Genomic DNA, 13,700 nt, shown 5'->3' on the forward strand with positions numbered 1-13,700 from the left:
CACGGCGACCTCTCCTGGATGCGCCCAGACCAACGAGGAAGCACGATGAACGCAATGACGTTGAGCCCACAGGGCATCGACTGGCTCAAGCGGGTGGAAGGACAGCGGCTGCAACCCTACGATGACCAGACAGGCAAGGCGATCGACCATTGGGTGGCCGGTGCGACCGTCGGCTACGGGCACCTGATCACCCGCGACGAATGGGCGGCACTGGGCCGGGGCGTCACCTTGGCCGAAGCCGAACGGCTGCTGCTCAGGGACCTGGCGCCCTTCGAGCAGATGGTCGTCCGCAGCGTGAAACCCAGCCTGGCCCAGCACCAGTTCGATGCCCTGGTGATCCTGTGCTTCAACATCGGTAGCGGCAATTTCGGCCGTTCCTCGGTGCTCAAGCTGGTCAACGATCCGCACGTGGCCACGCCCTACGCCAACCTGGAGGCGGCCTGGATGGCATGGACACGGTCGCAGGGCAAAGTGATGAAGGGACTGGTCAACCGCCGTGGCGCCGAGTGGCGCATGTACAGCAGCGGCAGCTACGACCACTGGTAACGGCAACGCCCCGCGATGCCTGGTCGGGCATCGCGGGGCGCGGGTGGGTACGCGGCATGCTCAGGGCGTGCGTTGCAGACTGCAGTTGGGCACGCATTCCCCGATGCCCGGTTCGATCTGCAGCCGTGTGGCATCCGCATCGGCCTGCACCCGCAGCCAGTGGCCGATCAGGCGGTCGCAGGCCTGCCCTCCCGGCCCCGGCAGTGCGCTGAACCAGCTGCCCTGTGCAGTGGTGCCTTCATAGCGCAGCGGAGCACGACAGCTGCGCGGGCTGTCATAGGCCAGTTCACTGCCCCGGTCGCCAGGGTCACGCGCCGCCAGCCGCAGGCGCAGGGCAATCGGCCGCCCATTGCTGGTCACCGTGCTCACCCAGCGGCCCTGCACGGCATCGGCACCCCCATCGGTGGCCTGGCCGGGTTTCCACATCGCGACTGCGACCGGTGTGGTGCCGGGCACGTGCAGCGTCGCCTGCGGGCCCTGCACTTCGAGCGTGGCGATCTGGCCCACCAGCGCGTTGCAGCGGTAGCCCCCGTTGGCATCGTTGATGGTCAGGCGCACCTGGCCATTTTCGGCGAGGTTACGTGCGGCCTTGACCCTGCAGTTGTAGGGTTCACCGAATTCCAGCGTGACCTGGCGCCCATCCGCGCCGTCACTCAGGCGCAGTGACCAGGGTCGGCCGCTGCCGGCATTGCTGCCTACCCAGGTGGCTGCTGCGGTGGGCGTGGTGGCGTCGGGCTGGCGCAGTGCAGCCACGGCGCTATCCGGGTATGGGCTGGCCCAGGCCAGCAGCGGGGCCAGCAGCAGCGTCGGCGAGCGGCGGAGGGAAAGTGGGGCATGCATCGGAATCTCCTGTCATTGGGGCGGCCACAGCCGCTCAGAGATGGCGGTTCAACAAGGCGATGGCGAACACCAGCAACCACAGCGTGGTGAGCAGCTGACGCCGGCGGCGGCGGCGGCGTTCGGCCGCCTGTTGGCGGCGCTGCGCCAGCACCGGGGCCAGCCAGAGCCGGACCTGGCGTGCATCTTCATCGGACAACCACAGGCGCAGGCGCGCGCGTCGGGCCATGGTCATGCCTCCCGGCCAGTGATGGGATCGATCAGCAGGGGCCTCAGCAGCTGGCCATCCAGCAGCAGTTCGCCGCGCAGCGGGTTGCCGCCGTACAGCACGATGGTCAGCCGGTGCGGCGCGTCACGGTGGGTGGGCAGCAGGGCCAGTGCCGGCGGCTGCCCGTCCTGGTCTGGCTCGGCTTCCTCCACGTCGCAGTCAATCTGCACTTCCAGCGTGGACGCCAGAATGCGCCCAGGCGCGACCAGTTCATGCAGCGGCACGTCCATCGCCTGCCAGCGTCCGTCCTGCCAATGCTGCACGCACAGGGCCTGCCCGCGATACAGGCGTGCCTGCAGGCGTTGCAGGTGGGCTTGTGCGCAGGACTGGCGCGTACGCGCCAGGGCGCGGGCCAGGGTCGCGATCAGGTCGTCCAGGTGCGGGTCGGCATGGCCCCGCCTGCCGGTACCATGGTTCACTCGCTCATCCACACCGGCCGCCGCGGGAAGCCGACGTGGTAGGCCAGCCACTGCAGCACCACCTGGTGCTCGCCGATCTGCAGGATGGTGAAGCTGCGCTCGATGCCCAGGATCGCTCCCTTGGGCGTGTCGCTCAGGCAGCGGTTGAGCAATGACTGGGCCTGGGCCAGATCATCGTCGGTCAGCATCTGTGTCGGGTTGTTGCTACCCACCACAATCCGTCTGACGAACTTTACGTCGTTGAGATCGAACATGAAGCGCTCCCCTGCGTTGGATGACCGGAACCGCCACGCCAGGCCGGCGCGGCGGTCCGTGCTGCGATGCGATGGACCGGCTTACGCCGCCACCGGCACCGGTGCGCTGACCTTGCGCGGTGCGGTGGCGGTCTGCAGGATGTCCATCACCCGGGCCAGTCCTTCAGGCATGCCGGTATCCTCGGCCAGCACCGACACGGTGTACTTGGCCGAGTTGTCCGAGCTGCGGGCATTTTCCTTGTGCGAGGCCACCGAGCCCTGGATGTTCACCTTGGCCGAGAAGATTCCCCAGCCGACCTTCATCTCGGCCTGCAGACTGGCCGAGTAGTCACTGGATTCCTTGGCCGAGAACGAGGACTTCACTTCCATCTCGAAATTGATGTCGACCTTCTGGATGCTCAGGTTCGGCACCTTGACGATGGCCAGCAGTGGCACTTCCAGTTCCACTTCTTCTTCGGCGAAGGGCTGGGCCGCCTTGGTCGCCGGATCGAGGTTGTCGACAGGGCGCTTGAAGCGGAACAGCGCGGTGCGGGTGGCACCGACCGCGTTGGGATCGGCGTTGGCGGGGTCCGGCGGCAGGAAGCCGACAGAGCGGATGAAGCTGGCGGTGGCTTGGGCCAGCTTGATCTGTGAATCGCAGGCGGCCGTCAACGGACCACCGATGAGATCGCTCATCGGCAGGCCCTTGAACTGGCTGGAGATATTGACCAATTCGCTCATTGCGCGTTACTCCTGTGGGTTGGCGTGCCGCCGGCCGCCGGATGCGGCGCGGGGCATACGCGGGGGTGCAACAGCCGGGGTGGATCAGGTTGCCTTGATGGTCTTGAAGACCCCCTGGCTTTGCGCCAGGTGGTTCATCAACCGGGCCGCGCCATCGGTCGGCTCGGTTCCTTCCACGCGCAGCTGCACGTGTACGTTGCCCACGCCCTTGCCGCGGCCGGTGTCCAGTCCTACGTGTCGCGCCGCCGGCCGCGGCGACTCCCAGGCATCCGCTGCGCCCGGCGCAGGCACATCCGGATCCTCGGCTCCCAGGTCCGCCAGGTCCGCGTCGAAACTGATCTCCACTTCCCGGATGCGCAGGTTGTTGGTGGAGACCAGGGGCAACAGCGGAGCGCGGTAGAGGTCTTCATCACCTTCCTCGGCCTGGGGGTGCTGCGAGGGGAGGCGGATGGTGACGCTCCTGGGCCGGTTGTCTTCATCGAAGAAGTCGCGCAGGTTTGAAAGCTGATGCATCTCGATGCTGTCCTGGGCCTCGATGACGGCCCCGGCCAGTGCTTCGATCAAACTGTGGAAAGTCATGGTGCCGCTCATGTCGCCTGCGCTCCTGGTGATGGGTATGCCTGCCGCGGGGCGGCGATGTGCCCGGTGCCACGCGGTCATTGATAGCCGGACGGCAATGCGGCCATCCGGCGTGGTGTTGCAGCGGCTTAGCGCCGGGTTGCAGGCGTGCGCGGCGGGTTGCCGCGCATGCTCGACGGCGGTTCGCCGTAGTGGTGCCGGTAAGCGCGGCTGAAGCCGGACAGGCTGACAAAGCCCACCGCGTAGGCCACATCCGATACATTGCCTTCGCCTTCGCACAGCAGGCGCCGCGCAAGCTGCAGGCGCACCAGCCGGATCAGTTCACCCGGTGGGTGGCCAATACTGGCCACCAGCTTGCGGTGCAGGCTGGTGCGCGACATGTTCAGGGCCGACGCCAGCTGGTCCACCGACAGCGTTTCATCATCGGCATGCCGCTCGATCCAGTGCCGCGCACGTTCAACCAGCCGCGCCGCAGCGGTGCCATGCGGTCGGATGCGCGTGCGCGCCAGCAGCGCATCCCAGGCGTCGTCGGCTGAAGCGGCGTCCATCTCAGCGCAGCTGCAGTGGTGCATGCGCGAGAACAGGGCCAGACTCCATGCCAGACGCGGCCCATCACCGTCGTCATGGCCATCGGCGCCTTCGGGCAAAGGTCCACTGTGTGGGGGGATGAAGTCGAGACTTCGCTGGAAAAACTCCATAGCCGTGCCACCTCCTTCTGCTGAAATGCCGGTCCGATGCATCAACGGATCCCGCCCGCAGACCGCCGGCAGTGCTGCCGGCATGACGGTGGCGATGGCTCAGGATCCCCCGCTGCGGAAAGTCGGGAACGACACCGCAGCATCCTGCTACCGGTGTAACCGGCGGCGTCTGCGCGGATTTGGCATCACGTTGCAGATGTTTGGCAGGACGTTGCAGTGCGCTGTCGTATCGGCAGCGCACCGCTCCTGCTGGATTAGCGGCGTCCCCGACGCCGGGCGATTGTGATGCGCCTCACTGTGTTCACGAGGTCTGCACCGCAGTTGGCTTTGTCATCACGACTTCAGCTCGATCAGAACAACTGGCCCTGTGCCGGTATGTCCTGCACTGTTGAAAACGCGGTATCGGTCTCACCTGCGTCGATGGCACCCAACCGCCATGCCAACCCGCCCAGCCTACCGGCATGGCGTGCCAGCGCCACCTTCAGCACCGCCTCACTGGCGGCAACGTGAAGGCGCTGGCGAGCACGGGTCAGGCCGGTGTAGACCAGTTCGCGCGACAGCACGCGGCTGTCCTGGCGTGGCAGCTGCAACCACACTTCATCGAACTCCGAGCCCTGTGCCTTGTGCACGGTCATCGCAAAGGCGCTTTCGTGCGCGGGCAGTGCTGCGGGGTGGAAGGCGCGCGGCTGCTCGACGGTGTCGCCGGGGAACCAGGCGACCATCGCGCCGCTGCTGTCGCGCAGGCAGATGCCGATATCGCCGTTGAACAGGCGGTGCCGGTAGCTGTTCTCGGTCACCAGCAGCAGGCGGCCCTGGAAGTAGCCCGGGGTGTTGCCCGCCAGCAGCTGCTCGATACGGCTGTTGAGGCCACGCGCGCCCTGCGGGCCTTCGCGCAGCGCGGTCAGCACGCGCAGTCGCCCGGCCTGCTGCAGGGCAAGCACCGGATCGGCGGCGTCGGCCAACGCACGCCAATGGCCCAGCAGGTGCTCGCGCTGGCCGCGCAGCGGGTCCGCCTCTCCTTCGTGGAAATGCACGCCGGCCAGTTCACCGCCGCGCAGCAGCTGCAAGGCGGCGCCGGCCTCACCCTCGCGCACGGCGTCTGCCAACGGGGCCAGCACCAGTGCATCGCTCTGCCGGTACCCACGTTGCAGCTGCACGCGGCGGCCGGCGAAGGCGCGCGGTTCGGCCTGGGGCTGCAGCGTGGACGGCGCCAGCAATCCACGCAGCGCCTGCGCGTCATCGGCGCGGGTGCCGATGCCATCACCGCTGGCACGCAGGATCGCACTGAGCACGTCGCCGGCTTCCACCGACGGCAGCTGGTCGGGATCGCCGAGCAGGATCAGCCGCGTGCCGCTGGCGACCGCGTCAACCAGCTTGGCCATCATCGGCAGATCGATCATCGACGCTTCGTCGACCACCACCACGTCCACCGGCAGCGGATTGTCGGCGTGGTGGCGGAAGCGCGGCGAATCCGGGATCACGCCAAGCAGGCGATGCAGGGTGGTGCCGGTACTGGGCAGTGCTGCGCACAGCGCCGGGTCCACGCCGTGCTCCTGCAGGCGCTGCACGGCCAGCCGCAGGCTCTCGGCCATGCGTTCGGCGGCGCGCCCGGTCGGCGCGGCCAACGCCACCTCGGGCAGCGGTTGGCCGGCATGCCGGGCCTGCGCCGCCAGCAGCAGCAACAGGCGTGCGATGGTGGTGGTCTTGCCGGTGCCGGGGCCGCCGGTGACCAGCGCCAGCGGATGGCGCAGGGTCACGCCGGCTGCGCGTGCCTGGTGGTCCTCGCCGCCCAATGCCTGCGGGAACAGCTGCGCGAACAGCGGTGCCAGCGCGGCCATGTCCGGCGGCGGCAGCGGATGCCGGCCGATGCGCTGCAGCCCGGCCGCCAGCTGCCGCTCGTACTCCCGGTAGCGGCGCAGGTAGAGCAGACCGTTTTCCAGCACCAGCGGCGCGTCCTCGGCGATGGCATCGGCCTGCTGCGGCGTCGCTACCCACGGTGATGCTCGCAACTGTGCCAGCCAGTCCTGCGCGGCAGGCCATTCGGGCACGCCGTCCAGCAACCGCTGCGGCTGTGCCGGATCAAACCCGGCATGGCCCTGCGACACCGCCAGCGAGGCCAGCGCGGCCGCCACTGCCACGCTGTCAGGGGTATCCGCCCGCAAGCGTTGCAGGCTGGTCGCCAGTGCGTGATCGAGCGTGCGCAGCTGGCCGTTGCGATACAGCTCGTGCAGCAGGCTCATGCGCTGCCCCCCCGCGCACGTGCGGCCAGTTCGGCCTGGGCCTGCCCGCCACCGGCGAACAGCGCATCCAGCGCATCCACCAGCGCGAACGGGAAGCGATCCACGTGCACGCCGTTGCCGGTGCCGTCCAGGCCACGGCAGAACAGGTAACGGATGCCGCCCATGTCGCGCTCGTAGTCGTAGGCCGCGCCCAGCCGGAAGCGCAGCCAGCGGTGCAGCGCCACGGTATAGATCAGCGCCTGCAGGTCGTACTCGCTGTGGCGCATGGCGATGGCCAGCAGGTCCGGACTGTAGCCGGGCAGGCGATTGGACTTGTAGTCGAGCACATACCAGCGACCATCGCGCACGTAGGTCAGGTCGATCATGCCGGTCATCAGCCCTTCCAGGCGGCGGCGTTGGCCGAAGCCGCGCCGGCCACTGGAAACGCCGTGTGCATGCAGCACCTGCAGCAGCGCCGGCACCGTGGTGGGTTCGATGGCGAAATGGAAATCGATCTCCGCACGGCGCTCGCCTTCGCCAAGGCTGTGCAGGGCTCCGCCTTCGGGCAGCGGCACGGTGAGCGTGTGGCCGACCAGGGGCACCAGCACGGCCACGCCCTCCTCAAGATCGGCATCGGCGTAGCCCTCGTCGTGCAGCGCCTTGCGCAGCACCTCGGCCTGGCCTTCCGGCGCCGGCAGGCCGGGTTGCCAGCCGGCCCATGCGGCGAAGTCAACGTTCTCCATGGCCTCATGCAGCACGTTGCCGAAGCGGCTGCCCATGAAGCGCGGGTCCACAGGCGTGCTGTCCTCGGCGGCGACGGCCGGGTCCGGCAGTGCCGGTTCCAGCGGCAGTTCCGCGCCCGCGGGTTCGTCGGCGGCGGGCGCCGGCAGCTCGGTGGCCGCCGCTTCGATATCACCGCCAGCGCCAGCATCGGCATGCGCCAGCTGGGTGAAGCTGTATACCCACCAGTCGTGCGGCACGCGCCGGGTCAGTGCCCGCACTGCCGGAAGATCGCCTTCCACTTCAGCCGCCAGCTGCGGCAGCGTGGCCGGGACCTCGCTGTCGTCGATGTGCACGTCGGGATGCGAGCGCAGCACCTGCAGGTCGCCCAGCAGCGGTGCCAGCCGGGTCTTTCGCAGCCGGGCCAGATCGCCCACGGCGATCCACAGCGCGTGCTCGGCGCGGGTCAGGCCGACGTACAGCAGGCGCGCATCCTCGGCGCGCTGCTCGCGCTCGCGCTGGCTGCTGGCCGCTTCCCAGGCGTCGTCCTTGCCCAGCTTCCAGTGCAGCTGGCGCTGACCATCGACGTGCACGGTGCAGTGCGACGCGGTGTTCGGTGCACCGCCGTCGATGCCGACGAAGGGCAGGTACACCAGCGGATACTCCAGGCCCTTGCTCTTGTGCAGGGTGATGATCTGTACGCGGCGTGCATCCGATTCCAGGCGCAGCAGCTGCTGCTCGTCATCCTGGTCGGCGCTGGCCATCTGGCCCTGCAGCCAGTCCAGCAGGCCATGCATGCCCAACGCCTGCGCCGAGGCCTCCTGCAACAGTTCGCCCAACTGCAGGTAGTTGGTCAGGCGGCGCTCACCGTCAATCAGCGCCAGCAGGCGTTCGCCCTGTGCGGCACAGACATCGGCAATCACCGCGAAGGGGCCGCCGCGCTGCCAGCGCTCACGCCAGTGCAGCAGCTGCGCCTGGAACCCGCGTTGCAGGTCGCCCTCGCGCTCCATCGCCGCGATCGCGCTGGCCCGCTGGCCGAGCAGCACGGTGGCCAACGCCGCGCGCAGGCGGCCCTCGTCGGCCGGTTGCAGCAGTGCCAGCAGCAACGCACGCAAATCGCGCGCTTCGCTGGTGGCGAACAGGCTCTGCTTGCCGGCCGCCACCGCAGGAATGCCGACCGCCGCCAGCGCGCGCTGCACCAGGGTGGCCTCACGGTGCGAACGCACCAGCACGGCCATGTCGCCCGGCTGTACCGGCCGCCCGCGCAGCAGCGCCTTGCCGGCGCGCGCATCGACCAGGGTCTGGTGGATCGCGGCCACGCACGCCCGCGTCGCAGCGTCGCGCGAGGCGTCGGCACTCATCGCCTTGTCGGACCCGCTGCGCGGCACGCGCAGGGTCAGCGCCACCGCAGCATCGCCGTGGCGCAGGTAGTCCGAATCGGTGCGCACGCCGCCGGGACGCACCGGCTCGAACTGGATGCCGGGTTCGAGGAAGGCGTCGTCGCCACCGTTGTCGTACAGCGCCTGCAGCGCACGCAGCACGGCCGGTCGCGAGCGGAAGTTCTGGTCCAGCACCGGCGCCTGCTGCGCGGCCTGCTTGGCCTTCAGGTAAGTGTGGACATCACCGCCGCGGAAGCCGTAGATCGCCTGCTTCGGGTCGCCGATCAGGAACAGCGCCGGCGCCAGGCCGAGTTCGTGCACCTCCGGCGAATCGCCGAACACGCTGTGGAAGATGCCCCACTGGCGATCGTCGGTATCCTGGAACTCGTCGACCAGCGCGATGCGGTACTGCGCGCGCAGCTGCCTGACCAGCGCCAGCCGCTGCGGGCCTTCCAGGGCTGCGGCCACGCCATCGATCAGGTCGTCGTAGGTCTGAACCCGGCGCGTTCGCTTCAGCGCCTGCAGGCGCTGCGCGGCTTCTTCGCGCAGGCGGTGCAGGAAGGCCAGCGCGCTGTCCCGCAGCCAGGCATCGCGTTCGGCCAGCAGCGCGACATAACGCGCCAACGGTGCCTGCAAGGGCGACGACGGTGTCCGATCGGCAAACTTCTTGTTGGTCTTGTCGGCCAGCACGTCCGGCAGCAGTGCCGGCAGGCGTTCGCTGGCCAGCAGTTCGCGGGGATCGTCGCGCTCGGCCCAGGCCAGCAGCTGCCGGCCCAGCGGGTGCAACCAGCCCAGCTTGTAGGACACGCCGTTGATCCACTTGTTGTCGACCGCATCGCAGAGATCGATGAAGAACTGCTCGCCGTGCTCGCGCACGCTCGCGGACAGCACTGCCGCCGCGTGCTGCAGGGCGGCCTGCGGGTCGGCCAGCGTCACTGCCTGTGGCAACGGGTGCAGCGGCGGCGCGCCCAGCAGCGCGCGCAGGTCGGCCGCCAGCGCGTCCGGGTTGGACCAGAGCCAGGTCAGCGGCTCCAGCGTGGCCGGATCGTTGGCATGCACGCGCCACAGGTCGGCCGCAAGCTCTTCCAGCAGCTCGCGGTCGCTGGCCAGCAGCTCCGGTGGATCGAACGTGTGGCCGCTTTCCAGCGCGTGCTCACGCAGCACGCGGGTGCAGAAACCGTGGATGGTGAAGATCGCGGCCAGATCGATCTCGTCGGCCGCCACCTGCAGCCGGCGCTTCAGCGCGGCCGGGCTCTCGCTGCCACTCCGCAGGTGGCGCTGCAGCACCTCGCGGGTCAGCCGCACGTCCGGCGCTTCGCCCTCGGCCGGTTCCAGATCGACCAGGCGCGCAGCCAGCGCCAGGCGCTCGCGGATGCGCTTGCGCAGCTCCTGGGTGGCGGCATCGGTGAAGGTGACCGCCAGGATCTGGCCGATGCGCAGGCCCTGCTCCACCACCAGGCGGGTGAACAACGTCGCCAGGGTGAAGGTCTTGCCGGTGCCGGCGCTGGCTTCGATCAGGCGGATGCCGTCCAGCGGCAGGGCCAGGTAGGGATCGCCAGCCATGCGCTGAAGTCCTTCGTCTGCCATGGAGGTATTCATCCGCTGCCCTCCTGGCTGGCGGCGGCAAGCGCGCGGCCTTCGCGCACGGCGCTGAAGACCACCTGGCTGTTGCGCAGCAGGTCGGCGTAGCCCGCGTCGGTGGCGAAGGGGTCGGCACCGCGCAGCAGCAGCTGCCAGGCGTCGCTGCGCGATTCGCCCCACGTGCGGTCACTGCCGTGCCACTGCTTCCAGCCTTCGCTGCGCTGCTTCTCACCTGCCGTGGTGTACAGCACCCAGCCGGTATACGGGGCAAAGCGCAGCGGTTCGCGCAGGCCGCGCCGGCGCAGCTGCAGCAGCGCGCGCAAGGCCGCACGTGCTGCGGGAACATTCAGTGCCGGCAGCACGTGCGGGCCCGGGCCGTTGTCGCCGCCATCGTAGAACTGCACCAGCGGCAGGGCGTCGCCAGCCGCGTTGGCCAGCAGCCAGTCCAGGCCCTGGCGGATCACCGCATTGCCATTGAGCGGGCCGGCGCGCAGGCGCACCAGCCCTGCGGGATGCCGATCGGCCACGCGGCCATGCAGGCGCACGCCGTCGATCTCTACCTCGTAGCGGCGGCTTTCCAGCGGTTCGCCCTGCATCCAGCCCAGCAGCGCGCTGGCATACGGGCGGGTCTTCAGCTGTTCGGTGTCGAACTGGCGCTCGCCCAATGGACCCGACGGCAACAGGCCACGCGCGCGCAGCCGCGGGTACAACGGCTCGGTATCGCCGCTGAGCGTGGCACGCACCACCGCCGCCTGCACGCTGCGCTTCTCCGGGCCGCGCGAAGACAGCACCAGCGGTTCCAGGTCATCGACTTCCTCGACGTCGTCGGCCAGGCGCAGGCCCAGCGACTGTGCGAGGAACTGCCCGGCCGGATCGCACAGGAAACGACGCAGGGTATCCAGCGCGACGTCGTCTTCCACCGCATCGTCGAGCGGCGGCGGCAACGGTGCATCGAACCACGGCTGCAGGTCGCCCCGCTGGCCGCTGAGGCGCCCGGCCGCCGGGTGCCACTGCCGCCGATAGCTGAAGCGACGCGGATCGCCATCGCCGAAAGCGGCCGGTGAGAACGGCTGCAGGGCATGGCGCACGGTGAAGTCGCGGGCGGCCGCAGGCGGGTCGAGGTGATACGCCGCGGCGGCATCGATCAGTTCACTGACCAGCACCGACGGCTCACGCACGCTGCCATCGCGCGGATCGGCGCCCAGGTAGCTGAGGTAGAACACCTCCTGCGCGGCCGCGAACAGCTGCAGGAACAGGAAGCGGTCGTCTTCGCGGGTGGAGCGGTCGCCCGGTCGGCGGCGCGGCGTGTCCAGCTCGGCGGTGAGCTGGTTGAGACCGGCGGCGGGGTCACGCCGGGGGAAGTCGCCGTCATTGAGGCCCAGCACGCAGATCACCCGGAACGGCAGCAGCCGCATCGGCACCATGCGGCCGAAGCTAATGCCACCGGTCAACAACGGCGCGCGCGTATCGGCCTCGCCCAGCACGGCGGCGAAGTGCGCGCGCACCACCTCCGGCGGCACGCCTTCGTCGAAGCCGGCCTTGGCCGCATCGTCGGCGAACTGGTTTAGCAGCTTGCGCAGGCGTTCCAGGGCACGCTGGCTGTTGGGCGAGCTGGGCGCAGTCGGCAGCAGCGCATCCAGCAACGACAGCAGCCGTTGCCGCCATTGCGCCGGCGTCAGCAGCTCACCCAGGCGGCGCTGATAGATCGCCAGCACGCGCAACAGGCGCAGCAGCCGGTCAAGCGCTTCCAGCGCACCGCCTTCCAGTTCGATCCACGGCGCCACGCCGGCCACATCGGCCTCGCTGCCGGTGGCATGGCCCAGCACCAGCCGGTCCAGCGCGAACTGCCAGGTGTAGGCATCGTCGGCCGGCGCCTGGTGCTGGTTGCGGTGCTTCGCATCCAGGCCCCAGCGTGCGCCGGCCTGCTGCAGCCAGCCATGCAGGCGGTCGAAGTCCACCGCTTCCAGGCCCGCCGCTTCGGCCAATGGGGCGCTGGCCAGCAGGTCCAGCACTTCGTTCAGGCCGAAGCGCGAGACCGGCAGGCCCAGCAGGTGCACGAACACGTCGGCCAGCGGCTCGCCGGCGAGCGGGCTGCTGTCGGCCAGTGCATAGGGAATGTGCTCGTCCTCGCCGCCACGGCCGCCGAACACCGCTTCCAGATACGGCACATAGGGGTCGATGTCCGGTGCAAGCACGGCGATCTCCCGCGCCTGCAGCGGCGGGTCGAAGCGCGGGTCCTGCAGCAGGCTGCGCAGCTGGTCGTGCAGCACCTGCAGTTCGCGCAGGCGGGTATGGCAGGCATGCACCTGCAGGCTGGGATCGTCGCTGCGCAGCCCGTCGCGCAGCTCGCCCGAGGGCAGCGCACGGCGGTGGAAAAGATCGCGCTGCAGGCGATGCAGCAGGCTGTCGGACAGGCCGCCTTCGTCCAGGGTTGGGCGGGTGTCGTCCTCCGGATCCGAATACGCGGCAATCTCGCCGGCCGGGTGCACCACCTCGTAGCTGCCCAGCACCGCCATGAAATCGCGCCCGGCCGCTCCCCAGGCTTCCAGCAGCCGGTTCTCGCCGGCTGCTTCGCCGAAGGGATCCGGCGCGCCACTGCGCAGGCGCTCGGCCAGGGTCTGCAGGTCGCCCCAGTACGACTGCACGGGCGTGGGCATGTAGAAATGCAGTTCGCCCACCCGCGCCTGGGTGGCCATCACCCGCAGCACGTCGGGCGAAATGTTGAGCGTCGCGAACGCCGACATGCGCCGCGGCAGGCCTTCCGGCAGCGGCTGGCCAGCGCCCTCGAAACGATCGAGATAGGCCTGGATGCGCCGCGCACGATAGTCGTGGCCACCGGCAATGGTGCGCCACAGGATGGCCTGCGGATCGGCCGGGTCGGCGCCGGCCTCCCAGCGCAGCAGCCAGTCACGCCGCCAGGCCTGGTACTTCTCGAACACCGAGGCCAGTTCGCCGGCCAGTGCCCAGGGCTTCAGCGCGTCGCCACCGGCAAGATAGGACTGCAGCGCGCGCATTGCTGGCTGCGCCAGCAACGCCGGGTCGCGCAGTGCCTGGTACAGCTTCCAGTGCAGGCCGGCCGCGTCGAGGTCGTCGCGTTCCCCCGGCACATTGGCGTTCAGTGCACGGGCCACGAACTCGCCCGGGGTCAGGAACTCAAGGTTGGCGGCAACGCCATATTCGGCAGCAAGTGTCGCTTGCAGCCAACGCCGCATCGCCACCTGTGGGATCAGCACCACGTCCGGCGTCAGCAACGGCTGGCCCGGAACCGGCGTACGCACGTTGCGCGCCAGCAGCGCAGCCAGCACGTCCAGGGAATTGGAATGGTAGAGGCGGAAATCGCTGCCCGGGTCACTCATCATGCACAGTGTGCAGCAGAGCAGGCCGTATTCAATGGCTGGCTCATCGCCGGTACGGATTGTTCCGCGCTGCCGGCCGATTGTCCCGGCCTGGCAGGGGCCTTGCCGTGCCACAATACTGGAC

The 13,700-nt window shown here is 69.3% G+C and carries 11 protein-coding genes; 1 reads left to right on the plus strand and 10 read right to left on the minus strand.

All coding sequences use genetic code 11. The features are described from left to right. The first annotated feature begins 54 nt into the window (after positions 1 to 54). Positions 55 to 546, plus strand: coding sequence for a lysozyme (locus NSQ78_RS21655; protein WP_223224805.1), 492 nt, complete (start codon positions 55 to 57; stop codon positions 544 to 546). 60 nt (positions 547 to 606) lie between these two features. Here the strand turns inward: NSQ78_RS21655 and NSQ78_RS21660 are convergent, their stop codons facing one another. From NSQ78_RS21660 to recC, 10 genes are all read right to left on the minus strand, one after another. After that, entirely contained in the window at positions 607 to 1,386 is a 780-nt protein-coding gene (locus NSQ78_RS21660) for a hypothetical protein (RefSeq protein ID WP_064239556.1), read from the minus strand. Between the two features lie 34 nt (positions 1,387 to 1,420). Further along, positions 1,421 to 1,612, minus strand: a complete 192-nt coding sequence (locus NSQ78_RS21665; RefSeq protein ID WP_064239557.1) for a hypothetical protein — start codon at positions 1,610 to 1,612, stop codon at positions 1,421 to 1,423. 2 nt (positions 1,613 to 1,614) lie between these two features. Continuing rightward, the gene (locus tag NSQ78_RS21670; RefSeq protein WP_064239558.1) at positions 1,615 to 2,070 is read right to left on the minus strand and encodes a hypothetical protein; all 456 of its coding nucleotides are present in this window, start codon (positions 2,068 to 2,070) and stop codon (positions 1,615 to 1,617) included. Further along, on the minus strand, positions 2,067 to 2,324 hold the full coding sequence (locus NSQ78_RS21675) for a hypothetical protein (RefSeq protein WP_064239559.1): 258 nt from the start codon (positions 2,322 to 2,324) through the stop codon (positions 2,067 to 2,069). Before NSQ78_RS21675 ends, NSQ78_RS21670 begins: the two co-directional genes overlap by 4 nt. A gap of 81 nt (positions 2,325 to 2,405) precedes the next feature. Continuing rightward, positions 2,406 to 3,044 carry a DUF2589 domain-containing protein gene (locus NSQ78_RS21680; RefSeq protein WP_064239560.1) on the minus strand — a complete coding sequence of 213 codons (639 nt, stop codon included), beginning with the start codon at positions 3,042 to 3,044 and terminating at the stop codon, positions 2,406 to 2,408. A gap of 84 nt (positions 3,045 to 3,128) precedes the next feature. Further along, positions 3,129 to 3,635, minus strand: coding sequence for a DUF2589 domain-containing protein (locus NSQ78_RS21685; protein WP_188238370.1), 507 nt, complete (start codon positions 3,633 to 3,635; stop codon positions 3,129 to 3,131). 116 nt (positions 3,636 to 3,751) lie between these two features. Continuing rightward, the gene (locus NSQ78_RS21690) at positions 3,752 to 4,171 is read right to left on the minus strand and encodes an AraC family transcriptional regulator (protein ID WP_162272199.1); all 420 of its coding nucleotides are present in this window, start codon (positions 4,169 to 4,171) and stop codon (positions 3,752 to 3,754) included. Positions 4,172 to 4,671: 500 nt separating this feature from the next. Then, positions 4,672 to 6,561 (minus strand): exodeoxyribonuclease V subunit alpha, encoded by a 1,890-nt coding sequence (recD, locus tag NSQ78_RS21695; RefSeq protein ID WP_064239563.1) that lies wholly within the window; start codon positions 6,559 to 6,561, stop codon positions 4,672 to 4,674. Continuing rightward, positions 6,558 to 10,238, minus strand: a complete 3,681-nt coding sequence (recB, locus tag NSQ78_RS21700) for an exodeoxyribonuclease V subunit beta (RefSeq protein ID WP_064239564.1) — start codon at positions 10,236 to 10,238, stop codon at positions 6,558 to 6,560. Before recB ends, recD begins: the two co-directional genes overlap by 4 nt. Continuing rightward, complete coding sequence (gene recC, locus NSQ78_RS21705) at positions 10,235 to 13,579, minus strand: exodeoxyribonuclease V subunit gamma (protein ID WP_064239565.1); 3,345 nt, start codon at positions 13,577 to 13,579, stop codon at positions 10,235 to 10,237. The genes recB and recC overlap by 4 nt, the downstream gene beginning before the upstream one ends. Positions 13,580 to 13,700 lie beyond the last annotated feature (121 nt).

The organism is Stenotrophomonas sp. FSL W7-1447 (assembly GCF_037966425.1).
GTDB lineage: Bacteria > Pseudomonadota > Gammaproteobacteria > Xanthomonadales > Xanthomonadaceae > Stenotrophomonas > Stenotrophomonas pavanii.